The organism is Mesorhizobium sp. ESP-6-2, from assembly GCF_020164675.1.
GTDB lineage: Bacteria > Pseudomonadota > Alphaproteobacteria > Rhizobiales > Rhizobiaceae > Mesorhizobium.
In genome coordinates, this window is the sequence record NZ_JAIUGT010000003.1 from 316,165 (window position 1) to 328,397 (window position 12,233).

10 protein-coding genes and 1 tRNA gene are annotated in these 12,233 nt (G+C 64.4%); 6 read left to right on the forward strand and 5 right to left on the reverse strand.

All coding sequences use genetic code 11. From position 1 onward, the window contains the following. The first annotated feature begins 202 nt into the window (after positions 1-202). A complete protein-coding gene (locus LB532_RS11100; protein ID WP_140637772.1) occupies positions 203-1,624 on the forward strand; it encodes an MFS transporter in 1,422 nt (473 codons plus the stop codon). Between the two features lie 162 nt (positions 1,625-1,786). On the opposite strand, the gene LB532_RS11105 is transcribed toward LB532_RS11100, so the two are convergent. Then, positions 1,787-2,500: an RlmE family RNA methyltransferase gene (locus LB532_RS11105; RefSeq protein WP_140637771.1), complete on the reverse strand. Its 714-nt coding sequence runs from the start codon at positions 2,498-2,500 to the stop codon at positions 1,787-1,789. 25 nt (positions 2,501-2,525) lie between these two features. Further along, the gene (locus tag LB532_RS11110) at positions 2,526-3,872 is read right to left on the reverse strand and encodes a Ppx/GppA phosphatase family protein (RefSeq protein ID WP_140637770.1); all 1,347 of its coding nucleotides are present in this window, start codon (positions 3,870-3,872) and stop codon (positions 2,526-2,528) included. Between the two features lie 425 nt (positions 3,873-4,297). On the opposite strand from LB532_RS11110, the gene LB532_RS11115 reads away from it, so the two are divergent. The 4 genes from LB532_RS11115 (at position 4,298) to LB532_RS11130 (ending at position 7,441) form a co-directional block, all read left to right on the forward strand. Next, positions 4,298-5,230, forward strand: a complete 933-nt coding sequence (locus tag LB532_RS11115; protein WP_140637769.1) for a lysylphosphatidylglycerol synthase domain-containing protein — start codon at positions 4,298-4,300, stop codon at positions 5,228-5,230. A gap of 123 nt (positions 5,231-5,353) precedes the next feature. Continuing rightward, positions 5,354-5,427 (forward strand) — tRNA-Gln (locus tag LB532_RS11120). 148 nt (positions 5,428-5,575) lie between these two features. Further along, positions 5,576-6,070, forward strand: coding sequence for a hypothetical protein (locus LB532_RS11125; RefSeq protein WP_224556783.1), 495 nt, complete (start codon positions 5,576-5,578; stop codon positions 6,068-6,070). 369 nt (positions 6,071-6,439) lie between these two features. Continuing rightward, complete coding sequence (locus tag LB532_RS11130; RefSeq protein ID WP_140637768.1) at positions 6,440-7,441, forward strand: L,D-transpeptidase; 1,002 nt, start codon at positions 6,440-6,442, stop codon at positions 7,439-7,441. Between the two features lie 96 nt (positions 7,442-7,537). Here the strand turns inward: LB532_RS11130 and LB532_RS11135 are convergent, their stop codons facing one another. Further along, positions 7,538-8,224, reverse strand: coding sequence for a D-lyxose/D-mannose family sugar isomerase (locus LB532_RS11135; RefSeq protein ID WP_140637767.1), 687 nt, complete (start codon positions 8,222-8,224; stop codon positions 7,538-7,540). Between the two features lie 185 nt (positions 8,225-8,409). On the opposite strand from LB532_RS11135, the gene LB532_RS11140 reads away from it, so the two are divergent. Continuing rightward, positions 8,410-9,468, forward strand: coding sequence for a D-TA family PLP-dependent enzyme (locus LB532_RS11140; protein WP_181169273.1), 1,059 nt, complete (start codon positions 8,410-8,412; stop codon positions 9,466-9,468). Positions 9,469-9,492: 24 nt separating this feature from the next. Here the strand turns inward: LB532_RS11140 and LB532_RS11145 are convergent, their stop codons facing one another. Next, entirely contained in the window at positions 9,493-10,257 is a 765-nt protein-coding gene (locus LB532_RS11145) for a heme ABC transporter permease (protein WP_140637765.1), read from the reverse strand. Between the two features lie 173 nt (positions 10,258-10,430). Beyond that, the gene (locus tag LB532_RS11150) at positions 10,431-12,203 is read right to left on the reverse strand and encodes a glucan ABC transporter ATP-binding protein/ permease (RefSeq protein ID WP_140521731.1); all 1,773 of its coding nucleotides are present in this window, start codon (positions 12,201-12,203) and stop codon (positions 10,431-10,433) included. Positions 12,204-12,233 lie beyond the last annotated feature (30 nt).

The window sequence follows — 12,233 nt, forward strand, 5'->3', positions numbered from 1 at the left end:
GGTACCACGTCCCGGGACGGAAGAAAAGCCGATCGTTGCATTGCACAACAGATCAAGGCGAGCCGCAGCCGCCACCGGAGGTTGCGGTCGCATAAAAGTGACAGCAATTTAACACGACATTGGTGTCCAGCCGTGATAACCGCCCTGCCTGCCGGCAAACTCCCGGTCGGCAACATCTGGAATCAAGCCCGGACGCGTTCCCTTGAACCGAACCATTCCGCTCATATTGGCGGTCGCTCTTTTCATGGAAAACATGGATTCGACCGTCATCGCGACATCGCTGCCGGCGATCGCCCTCGACATCCACACCAGCCCGATCGCGCTCAAGCTGGCGTTGACCTCCTATCTTGTGTCGCTGGCGATCTTCATTCCGATCAGCGGCTGGATGGCGGATCGCTTCGGCGCCAAGAACGTTTTCCGCGCCGCGATCGCGGTGTTCATCGTCGGTTCGGTCGCCTGCGCCGTTTCAGGATCGCTGCCGGCCTTCGTGGTGTCGCGTTTCCTGCAAGGCATAGGCGGCGCTATGATGACGCCGGTCGGGCGCCTGGTGCTGGTGCGCGCCACGCCCAAGAGTGAGCTTGTAGCGGCGATGTCCTGGCTGACCGTGCCGGCGCTGGTGGGCCCGCTGGTCGGACCGCCGATCGGCGGCTTCATCACCACCTACTTCACCTGGCACTGGATCTTCCTGATCAATGTGCCGATCGGCCTGATCGGCATCGGGCTGGCCACCCGCTTCCTGCCGGAAACCGAATCGATGGAGACGCCGCCGCTCGATTTCATCGGCTTCGTGCTGAGCGGGCTGGCGGCGTCCGGCGTCGTGTTCGGCCTGTCGGTGATCAGCTTGCCCTATCTGCCGCCGGCGACCGGTTTCATCACCGTGGGCGTCGGGCTGGTGTCGGGCGCTCTCTACCTCATGCATGCGCGCCGTGCCAGAAACCCCCTGCTGGCGCTCGAACTGTTCCGCAACCAGGTATTCCGCTCCTCCGTGCTTGGCGGCGGACTGTTCCGCATCGGCATCGGCGCCGTGCCGTTCCTGCTGCCGCTGATGTTCCAGATCGGTTTCGGGCTGACCCCGTTCCAGTCCGGCATGATCACCTTCGTCTCCGCGATCGGCGCCATCGGCATGAAATTCGTCACAGCGCTGATCTTCCGCGTCGTCGGCTTTCGTCGCGTGCTGATCGTTGGCTCGCTAGTGGCTGCCGCGTCGATCGCCGTCAACGGGCTGTTCACGCCCCACACGCCCTATCTCTTGATGCTGGCCATGCTTTTGGTCGGTGGCTTCATCCGCTCGATGTTCTTTACCGGCATCAACGCCCTCGCTTACGCCGAGGTTTCAGCCGAGGACACGAGCAAGGCAACGCCGATCGCCGCCGTCTTCCAGCAACTGTCGATCGCGCTGGGCGTGGCGGTTGCCGGCGGCATCCTGGAAATATCGACGAGCATCCATGGCAGATCGCTGACACTGGCCGATTTCCACACCGCCTTCTTCATCGTCGCCGCAATTTCCGCCGCCGCGTCGCTGTCGTTCATGCGGCTGACGCCCGATGCCGGCAACGCCGTCTCCGGCCACGGCCGCCTGACCATGCCCAAGCCGCTGGAACCGGTGAGGTCGCCGGGGGAGTGATCTTTTCCCTTCTCCTCTTGTGGGAGAAGGTGGATCGGCGCGCAGCGCCGAGACGGTTGAGGGGTGTTCCAGCGGAGTGAGGCGTTGGCGTTCCCTAGAGCACCCCTCATCCGACCTCGCTTCGCGAGGCCACCTTCTCCCACAAGGGGAGAAGGTAAGGCGCTACTCGCGGGCCGCCTCTCTTCCTTTAAAATCCTTGGCCAACAAATAAAGCTCAACCGACTCGTCGCGCGAGGCCGGGGGCTTGACGTGGTGCACCGAGCGGAAATTCTTCTTCAGCATCGAGAGCAGCTCGTTTTCGGCGCCGCCCTGGAACGTCTTGGCCAGGAAATGTCCGCCCGGCTTCAGCACCGACAGCGCGAAGTCGGCCGCGACCTCGCACAGATGCATGGTGCGGATGTGGTCGGTCCGCTTGTGGCCGGTGGTGGGCGCCGCCATGTCGGACAGCACGACATCGGGATCGCCGCCCAGCGCCTCGGCCAGCTTCCGCGGCGCCTCGGGATCGAGGAAGTCCATCAACAGCACCGGGGCGCCGGGCACCGCATCCATCTCGAGATAGTCGATGCCTACGACATGGGGATTTTCCGCGGTCGATCTGGTCCGCGCGGCCGCGACCTGGCACCAGCCGCCGGGGGCCGCACCAAGGTCGATCACCTTCATGCCGGGTTTCAGCAGATGGTGCTTGTCGTCGATCTCGATAAGCTTGTAGGCCGCGCGCGAGCGGTAGCCGTCGGCCTTGGAGCGTTGGACGTAAGGGTCGTTGATGTGGCGCTGCAGCCAGCGGCGCGACGATTCCTTCAACCCGCTTTTCTTCTTGATCCGCGTCTTCAGCACGCGAATGCCGGCCGAGCCCGGCTTTTCCGGTTTCTTGGTCATTGGTTGATTTCTTTTTTGAGCGGGATCATGTCCTGCCGCGTCCATCGTTGCGCCAGACGCCGTCATCGGCCATCAGCTCGCTCAATATGCCCTCGCGCAGCCCACGGTCGGCGACGCGCAGCCGCTCCGACGGCCACACGGCCCGGATCGCTTCCAGAATGGCGCAGCCGGCCAGCACCAGGTCGGCGCGGTCGGCGCCGATGCAGGGGTTGGCGACGCGCTGCTGGAAATCCCAGCCGACAAGTTTTTCCACCATGCGGTCGACGCTGTCCCTGTCCATCCACAGGCCGTCGACGCGGCGGCGGTCGTAGCGCTCGAGATCGAGATGGACGCCGGCCAGCGTCGTCACCGTTCCGGAAGTGCCCAGCAGATGAAAGTTCGGGCTGGCCTTGAGGTGGCTTAGCCTGTCACGCCCGTCGAAGGCGGCGAGCCGGGCGGCGACGTCGTCGACCATGGCGCCAAAAATTTCGCGCGTGACCGTGCGGCCGCCGAAACGCTCGGCCAGCGAGACGACGCCGACCGGCAGCGACGTCCACGACACGATGTGGTTGGCAAGCCGCGGCGAGCGGCGGCCGGTGAGATCGATCAGCGCAATCTCGGAAGAGCCGCCGCCGATGTCGAACAGCACGACGCCCTGCGTGTCGCGCTCGACCAGCGAACCGCAGCCTGATACCGCGAGCCGCGCTTCGGTCTGCCGGTCGATGATTTCGAGCTTCAGGCCGGCCTCGCGCTCGACGCGCTCCAGGAACTCGACGCCGTTCGCCGCCGAGCGGCAGGCCTCGGTGGCGATCAGCCGCGCCTTCCTGATCTTGCGGTTGCGCAGTTTCTCGCCGCAGACTTTCAGGGCCTCGACCGCGCGGTCCATCGCCGGTTGGCCGAGCCGGCCATTGGCCGTGAGCCCCTCGCCCAGGCGCACGATGCGCGAAAAGGCGTCGATGACGCGAAACTGGCCATGACGCGCCGGCACTGCGACCAGCAGCCGGCAATTGTTGGTGCCGAGATCGAGCGCGGCGAATACCGGCAATTCCGGCATCGACGGCCGACGAGCCCCCGGTTCGGGCCGCGCCACCACGATGGGCTGTGAGGCTATGCCTGCGGGTCCAGGCGCCGCGCCAGGGCCGGGCGCCGGCGCTCCGTTCACCGCGGGACGAACACCGTCGCGCGCAAAAACCTTGCGCCCGCGCCGGCGTTTGCGCCTTTTCTTGGGCTTGCCCTTTTGATGATGGTTCGCGTCGCTCGCCTGCCCGTCGGCGGAGCGTGGCTCCGTCGGGCGGCGTTGCTGCCATTTGGCGGTCCCCGGGCCTGCCGGCCCCGGGGAAGCGCTGGACGCGCCCACCTCCGGCGCGCCGGCGCCGGTGTCGCGGTCTTCCACTGTCGTTCCTTCCGGCGCCGCGCGAACCGGCGAACGGACGCAGCAGGCGCTTCTTTGTTTCAAGTTGCCGCCAGACTAACAGCGCCGGCCCGGATCACCAAGTGCCGCGTGGCACGAATTTTGCCGGCTGTCCGCAAACCGCCTGCTGCCACGTCTTACGCAAAGTGGGGGCAAACAGCGAGTTTCAGCACAAATGCATGCGGGGACGGTCGCATGGCCGGGCCGATATTCCCGCTCGGTTGCCGATTTTCCGCCTCTCAACGACGATAACGATTGCGGCTTGCCATAGCGGCAAGGCCCGGCGGTTGAATAGCCGGCTTCGATGAGGCATTTCTGAAATGAGAGGGCAAAGCGATCGGAATCGCCGACCGCTTTCCCGCAATGACAGCGAAGGAAACGGACCCGCAACGCATGGCAATCAGGCAATGAACTGGAGACGCTATTTCTGGCCGGTCGTCGGCATCGGGGCGGTGATTTTCTCGCTCCTGCTGCTCTGGCATGAATTGCGCGGCATTTCGCTCGACGATGTCTGGGACGGTATTGCGGCGATCCCGGCGCGCGGCTGGGTCCTCGCGGGGCTGAGCTCGGTTGTCGCCTACGCCTCGCTCGCCGGCTACGACCACATCGCGCTCCTGCATATCGGCAAACGCGTGTCGTGGCTGTTCGTCACGCTGTGCTCCTTCACCACCTACGCGCTGTCGCACAATATCGGCGGCTCGGTGTTTTCGGGCGCCGTTATCCGTTATCGCGCCTATGGCACGAGGGGATTGAGCGGTCAGGATGTCGGCGTGCTGGTGGCGATCTGCTGGATCACCTTCGTGCTGTCGACCGTACTTGCCTCCGGCCTCGTGCTGGTATTCGAACCGCAGATCATCGATCGCTTCTCGGGCATTGCTCATCACGACCTCTCGCGGGCGGCGGGCATCGTCATGCTTGCCGTCGTCGCCGCCTACATCTTCGGCAGCTGGCTGCATCTGCGGCCGCTCAAGATCGGCAGCTTTCAGATTCACTATCCGGCGCTGCCGATCGTGGCGCGGCAATTGCTGATCGGCCCGATTGAGCTCCTGGCGGCGGCCGCGATCATCTTCTTTGCCCTGCCCGAGCCCCACAACCCCGGCTATTTCGTCGTACTCGGCGTGTTCCTCGTCTCCTTCGCGATCGCGCAGATCTCACACGCGCCGGGCGGGCTGGGCGTGTTCGAAGTGGTGTTCCTGGCCGGGCTTTCGGACATGGATCCGGTGGGCGTGCTGGCGGCCCTGCTGGTATTCCGGCTGTTTTATCTCATCGTCCCGCTGTTTCTGGGCCTGGGCATCGTGCTGTACTTCGAGCGCTCGCAGTTCGGGCGGACAGGCAATTGAAAAGCCGCGCCGAAACATCACAATTGAAACAACGGCAGGCTTGACTATTTTCTGCTGGCGGCTACAAGGCAGCGCTCACAGCGGTTCGCCCGCTCGGCCCGCGCGGTTTATGACCTCGCCTGCTGGGGAATAGGTTAACGGTAGACCCACGGACTCTGACTCCGTTAGTCCTGGTTCGAATCCAGGTTCCCCAGCCAGCTTCACTCTCACCGTCCACACCAGACCAACCAGCCTGATCCGCCGTCTCGCGATCGAACCGGCAGCCCGATCGCGGGTTGAAATATCGGGACGGCCTCTTACCTCGGTGAAGGGCGGGCGAACAATCCAGCAGATCGGAGAGCGGTTTTGGCGTCTCGCGGGATTCGACCACCGGCTATCCTGTTTCTTCTCACCGGCACGGTCGCGCTCTGGTCCTGCGTCGTTCCCGACGACACCTCCACGCTTGCGAAAGAGGATCCCACGACGGCAGCCGCCAAAAAGGAAATGGTCGGTCTCAGCGAAGCGGATCTGCGAATGTGTGCGGGATTCCCCACCGCCACCGCCGACGAAGGAGCATCGGGGCAAATCTGGAGCTACGAGCGCGCGGTGCAGCGGGGCAATGTCAATGTCGTGCTTCCTACCTTCGCGGTGGGCCCTATCCCTTCCGTCGGCGGGTCGTTGAATGTCGCTCCGGGAGGTTACTGCAACACACAGGTTCGCATCGTCGATGGCCGTGTGGCTGAGGTCGCCTATGCGGGCGACAACAACCTTCCAAACCGCCGCGATGGGCTGTGTGTCAGCGCCGTCGACGCATGCGTCGTCTATGCGCGCAAACAAAACAAGGGCAGGCCTGGCAGTTAAGGGCGTTCGGCACCGATGCGGGTGAGCCCGGCTTTGTCATAGGCGCTGCACGGGCTGCTAGAATGCCTGACACGGCGCGGCGAGGGGTTGCCGGCGCTGCTGGCAAGCTCGCCACGGCGATGGCAAGGCGGATGTACCGATCAGCTCGTCATGCCTGTGCGGGACGAGCGTGCAGCCGGCGCCGAGCTGCTGCCGTTGAGCCTATCATCAGTTGAGCCTATCATCACATGCATCCGCGCGACCGCCGGACGTCCCGATCCGTATTCGCATACGGGCAGTCGGTGATCGCGGCTCAAGTGCAGGGGGAATGGAACCAGATCGGCCCTGCGACGTCATAGAAGCAGGTGCTCATGCAGGAGTGTGACGTCGATGACCAGGCTCCTTCTCGTCGCGGCTGTTGTGCTCGCCATGGCATGCGACGCAGCGGCGGCAAAGCTGGATGTCGCAACCGTCAACAACGCGCAATTCGACGACAGCGAAGCAAAAGGCGTCAGTGCGACCGTGCTGAAGGCACAGATCCTTCTGGATCGCGCGCGCTTCTCGCCGGGCCTGATCGACGGCCGCGCAGCAGAGAACTTCGCCAAGGCGATCCGGGCGTTTCAGGCGGCCAACGGGCTGCCCGCCGATGGCAAGCTCACCCGCGAGACCTGGGACAAGCTGGTCGCGACCTCCCCGAGCCCGGTGCTCGAGACGTACGAGCTGACGCGCAAGGATGTGCGCGGACCGTTTACCAGGCGAATTCCGGCGCGCATGGAGAGAATGGCCCGCCTGCGCAGGCTCGGCTACCACAACGCGGCGGAAAAAATAGCGGAGCGCTTCCACGTCAGCCAACAGTTGCTTCAACGGCTCAACCCTGGCGTCCGCTTCAGGAAAGCGGGGCAAAAGGTGCTGGTGCCGGCCGTCACCCGAGGCGATCCGCCCGCGGGTGTTGCTGACATCGAGGTCGACAAGGGCGCGCGCCAGCTTCGCGTGCTCGACCCGTCCGGCAAAGTGCTTGCTTTGTACCCCGCCTCGATCGGCAGCCAGGAGAAGCCGGCGCCGAGCGGCCAGGCAGAGGTCAAACGCGTGGTGCACAACCCCACCTATCACTACGATCCCGACTTCGCCTTCAAGGGGGTGAGGACCAAACGGCCCTTCACGATCGCTGCCGGGCCAAACAATCCGGTAGGATCGGTGTGGATCGATTTATCCATCGAAAGTTACGGAATTCACGGGACACCGGACCCGAGCAAGATCGGGAAAACCTTCTCGCATGGCTGCATCAGGCTGACCAATTGGGACGCCGAAGACCTCGCCTCCGAAGTGCAAGAAGGCACGAAGGTCATCTTCACCGGCGAAGCGGTGGGATCGATCGACCAGGGATCGCCGTAGCGGCAACCGGGGGCGACCCACTTTCGACTTGGCTGCTGCCATCGAGCCGCTGCCAGCCTTGCCGTCAGCCAGTCGGCGCCTCAATTCGCGCCTGATTTATCCCAGCCACTTCTCATAGTCGGATACCAGCAGGTGCACCGGGGCGACGTCCTCGTCGATGTTGGAGAAGCGGCCGATCGGCTCGCGAAACACATTGTCGGTGAGATCGTCATTGACCGTCGACACCTCGCCGATCAGTACGTCCTTGTCTTCGGCCCAGAAGGCATGCCAGACGCCGGGCAGCAGCGTGACGCTCTGGCCCGGATCGAGCTTCAGCAGCCCGCCCGCCGGCAACCGGTGGATGGTTCCGTCGACAGGCACCGACACCTCAGCCTTGGGATCGATGCCGCCGTCGCGGTCGTGCATGAACAGTTCCAGCACCAGCTTGCCGCCGCCACGGTTGATGATGTCCTCGGCCTTGATGTTGTGGCGGTGCATCGGCGAGAGCTGGTCCTTGCGCGAAATCATGATCTTCTCGGCATAGAGCATGCCCATGCCCTTCTTCATGTCCTCGTAGCGGCCGTTGCGCACTGTGAACAGGAACAGGCCAAGCTCCTTGAATTTTTCCTGGCCGTAGTCGGTGATGTCCCAGCCGAGCCGCGAGGTGAAGATGGCCGAGGAATCGACCTGGCGCGCCTTCATCTCTTCCGGCGACCAGTAGGCGAAGGGCGGCATGATGTAGCCGAACGAGCGGATGAAAGCGTCGGCTTCGCGGATGATGTCGTTGATGGCGGAGCGTTTCATGATCGTGGTCCTCGTGTCGACTTTTCCGATAAATCGCATAGCCGAACGCCGATGCGGTGTCGATCCGTATTGCCTCGCCCCGGCTTGCGGCGTGGCCGCATGGAACCATGGATCCGCTCGGCTGGCCGCGTGACATAAGGCGGTTTCAGGGCCATAACCGCTGCGATTCCACAGGGCGACAGATGATGCCGACCATTCACGACCTCGATACGCCATCGATCCTGATCGACGCAGCGCGCGCCGAAGCCAATATTGCCCGCGCGCAAGCGCATGCCGACCGCCACGGGTTGAAGCTCAGGCCGCACATCAAGACCCATAAGCTGCCCTATTGGGCCAAGAAGCAGGTCGCCGCGGGCGCGGTCGGCATCACCTGCCAGAAGATCGGCGAGGCCGAGGTGATGGCCAATGCCGGGCTGACCGACATTTTTCTCCCCTACAACATCCTTGGCCGCGCCAAGCTGGAGCGGCTGAAGGCGCTGCACATGCGCGTAACCTTGTCGGTGACGGCGGACAGCGTGGAGACGATCGAAGGGCTGGCCGCCACCTTCACCGATGCCGGCCATCCCCTGCCAGTGCTGGTCGAATGCGACACCGGCATGGGGCGCTGCGGCGTGCAGACGGCTGGTGAAGCGGTTGGGCTGGCAAGACAGATCGGCACGGCCAAGGGCCTCGCCTTCGGCGGGCTGATGACCTACCCGGCCGCGGGCCGTGCGGCGGAGGCCGAGGCCTGGCTCGCCGACGCAAGGCAGGCGCTTGCCGCCTGCGGCCTTGCCTGCGCGCGCATCTCCAGCGGCGGCACGCCTGACATGTGGCGGTCGGGCGAAGACAGCGTCGTCACGGAATACCGGCCCGGCACCTACATCTATCTCGACCGCTACCAGGTCGCCAAGGGCGTCGGTAGCCTCGACGATTGCGCGCTGAGCGTGCTGTCGACCGTGGTCAGCCATCCGACGCGGACACGTGCCATTCTCGACGCCGGCAGCAAGGCGCTGTCGAGCGACACGCTGGGGCTCGCCGATTTCGGCGAGTTGTTGGGCGTTGCGGGAGCGCGGGTGACGGGCTTGAGCGAAGAACACGGCACGGTCACGCTGTCGGGCGATGGCAAGCTTCGCATCGGCGAGCGCGTGCGCGTGGTGCCCGATCATTGCTGCGTGGTCACCAACCTGTTCAACGAGGTCAATTTGATCGACGGCGAGACGGTGCTGGAAACCTTGCCGGTAGCAGCGCGCGGGCTGATGGGATGACTTCTGTCGCCAGGCGCGGGTGATTCAAGCCGGCTGACGCTCAGCCTGCCGGGCCGCGACCCTGCGCATCGCAATCACCCGCCGCCGGCGGATTTCGGTGCGCATCGCCATCAGGTGCAGCGCGAAGAACAGCACCGTGAAGCCGATGGCCATCACCAGCAGCGGCCACAGCATCGAGGGGTCGATGGTCGATCCGCCCATGCGGATCACCGAGGCCGGCTGATGCAGCGTGTTCCACCAATCGACCGAGAATTTTATGATCGGGATGTTGATGAAGCCGACCAGCGTGATGACGGCGGCGGCCCAGGCGGCGCGGCCGGCGTCATCGAGAGCGCGGGTCAGCGCGATGATGCCGAGATACATCAGGAACAGCACGAACACCGAGGTCAGCCGCGCGTCCCACACCCACCAGGTGCCCCACATCGGCTTGCCCCAGATCGAACCGGTGACCAGCGCCAGGGCGGTGAAGACGGCACCTATAGGGGCCGCCGATTTCAGTGCGACATCGGCCAGCGGATGGCGCCAGACCAATGTGCCGAGCGCCGAGAGCGCCATCAGCGTGTAGCACATCATGGCCAACCAGGCGAAAGGCACATGGATGTACATGATGCGGACTGTGATGCCTTGCTGGAAGTCCTCGGGCGCGGTGAAGCTCATATAGAGCCCGGCGGCAAGGGTCAGCGCCGCAATCGTCGCCAGCCACGGCACCACCCGGTCGGCAAGCGCTACGAACCGTGTCGGGTTGGCAAGATCGGTCCAGCCGCTCAGGCGTGAAGTGCTGTCGCTCATGCCGCTTTAAATAGCCCGGCTATGCGCCTGGGGCAATCGAGGGAGTGTCGCAGGCTTTGTCACCTCCCCTTTTGTGGGGAGGGTCGCTGCGAAGCAGCGGGGTGGGGACGGCGGCGCTCCCCGACCGGACCTTCGGTCCGACCTTCCCACGAGGGAGAGGTAAAAGAACCCGCTCAGGCGGCCTCGCCCTGTATCGAGCGGCTGAGGCGGCGGACCTCTTCGTCGTTGAGCAGGCCGCCGGCGCGCAGCAGGCTGGCGAAACGGCCGTTGCGCAGCGACAGCTCGGCGAACCCACCCATTTCGACCACCCTGCCCTTGTCCATGAACACGACCAGGTCGGCGTCGCGGACGGTGGTTAGGCGGTGGGCGATGATGAAGGTGGTGCGGTCGCGGCGCAATTCGTCGATCGCTTCCTTGACACGGTCTTCCGTCTCGACGTCGAGCGCGCTGGTCGCCTCATCCAATACCAGGATCGGAGCGTCCTTCAGCACGGCGCGGGCAATGGCGATGCGCTGGCGCTCACCGCCGGACAACTGGCCGCCGCGTTCTCCGACCACCGTGTCGTAGCCATTGCTCTTGGCCAGGATGAAGTCCTGTGCGGCAGCCGCGTCGGCGGCGGCATGGATCTCGTCGTTGGTCGCATCGGAGCGGCCGACGCGGATGTTGTCCTCGATCGAGCGGTTGAGCAGGCCCGCATCCTGGAACACGGTGGCGATCGAATGGCGCAGCGACTTGCGGGTCACAGTGCGGGTGTCGATGCCGTCGATCAGGATACGGCCGGTGGACGGCGAGAAGACGCGCTGCAAAAGATTGATGAGCGTGGTCTTGCCGGCGCCGGTCGGCCCAACGATGGCTACGGTCTGGCCCGCCTGGACCTCGAAGGAGACGTCGTGGATGCCCTGCCCCGAATTGGCGAATTCGAAGCCGACATTCTCGAAACGGACATGGCCGGTTACGTTGGTGAGATCGCGCAGCCCGTCCGGTTCGGCGGCGTCGGCCGCCGAGTCCTCGAGATGGTAGAAATCCTCGAGCTTGGCGCGAGCCTCCGAAATCTGGTTGGCGAATGCCGACATCTGGTCGAGACGGGCGATCAGCAGCGTTGCAAAACCGGTGAAGGCGATGACGTCGCCGATGCGCAGCTGGCCGTGGGTGACCAGATAGGCGCCGATCAAAAGCACCACCATCATCGAAATCGTCGACGACAGGCGATGCAGCGCATTGGCCATGGCCCACCAGTCGAGCACAGGGTTCTGCGCATCGAGCAGGTTCTTGACATAGCGGCGCAGCGTATCGGCCTCATGGCCGAGGCGGTTGTAGCTCTGCAAAACCGCGACGTTGCTGACTGAGTCCGTCACATGGGCGAATACGGTATGATAGTGGCGCTCCACGGCGGCCTGGCCCGCCTTGGTCCGCTTCATCACCAGCCGGCCGATGCCGACATAGAGCACGCCGAGGGCCAGCAGCACCATCGACATGCGCACGTCCATGCTGAGCGCGGTCGGGATCAGCAGGAACAGCGCGACGGCGGTGGACAGATGCTGGCGCATGAATTCGAGCCAGAGGCTGAACAAGGTCTCCACGGCACGCAGCAGCGTGTGCAGGGAATTGGACGTGCCGCGCTGGTGATGCCAGGCGAGCGGCATGGTGATGACGCGCTCGAAGGAGTCGCAGAGCACTTCGCTGCGCCGGGCGTGGGCGAAGCGGTCGGCGCCGCGCGCCACAAGAACGAACGCGATGATGTTGAAGGCACCGAGACCAGCCCAGAGGGCGAGCGTCGAAAAGACGGAGCCATGTGCGGAAATCGCGTCGATCACGCGACCGAACATGATCGGCTCCAGGATGGCGATGATGGCCAGCGCGACATTGGCTGAGCAGATCAGCGCCACGCGTTTCCTGTCAGCTGCCAAATAACCGAGCGCTCGCCAGTAGATTTGCAGAAGGGACACTTCAGCTACTCCGCCAAAACATTTATTGTG